1 protein-coding gene and 1 pseudogene are annotated in these 746 nt (G+C 30.3%); one reads left to right on the plus strand and one right to left on the minus strand.

Annotated elements, in window-relative coordinates; genetic code table 11:
• Nucleotides 1-197 (plus strand): annotated as a pseudogene (locus tag ACP5L5_RS11730) (MFS transporter); the annotation flags it as partial.
• On the opposite strand, the gene ACP5L5_RS11735 reads toward ACP5L5_RS11730, so the two are convergent.
• The coding region (locus tag ACP5L5_RS11735; protein WP_428764009.1) for a 4-hydroxythreonine-4-phosphate dehydrogenase PdxA at nt 194-746 on the minus strand (553 nt) is incomplete at its 5' end. The pseudogene ACP5L5_RS11730 and the gene ACP5L5_RS11735 sit on opposite strands and share 4 nt — an antisense overlap.

Consider the following 746-nt stretch of genomic DNA (forward strand, 5'->3'; position numbering starts at 1 on the left):
CTGCCGAGGCTGCAGCCACAAGTATAGGTCTTATAAATTCGATTGGTAATTTAGGTGGTTTTGTAGGACCATATTTAATTGGCTTTATTGAAACCTTTACAGGAAGCTTTATTTTAGGTTATTCACTAATTGCAATATTTTTTATATTGGCAATCATATCTATTTATGTTCTAAAATTTTTATATAGAAAATCTTAGAACAATTTTCTATAATTTTCCTTATACTTTTTAGCATATTTTATGGATTTTTTTATTGATTCCAACATACTTATTTCATTTGCAATTCCTTTTCCAGCAATGTCGTATGCTGTACCGTGATCTACACTAATTCTTAAAAAGGGTATACCTGCATTGAGACTAACTGTTTTTTCAAAATCATACATTTTAGCAGCTATATGGCCTTGATCATGGTAAAGTGAAAGAACAATATCATAATTCCCTTTGGCAGCTAAATAAAAAACTGAATCTGCAGGAAATGGGCCGTACACACTGTATTTATTTTTACATTCTTCTATTGCTGGAATTATTTCATTTACTTCCTCAACACCAAACAACCCCCCTTCTCCACCGTGAGGATTTAATGCTGAAACAGCAATTTTTCCATTTTCGATGCCAAATAATTTTAATGATAAATCCGCATCTTCAATACCTTTAATAATGTTATCCTTTTTTATTTGCTTACAGGCTTCTATTAATGAAATATGTTTTGTTAGAAAAATTATCCTAAGTCTTTTCACTTCAAATATT

Source organism: Vulcanisaeta sp. (genome assembly GCF_049966235.1).
In the GTDB taxonomy this organism is placed as follows: Archaea; Thermoproteota; Thermoprotei; order Thermoproteales; family Thermocladiaceae; genus Vulcanisaeta; species Vulcanisaeta moutnovskia.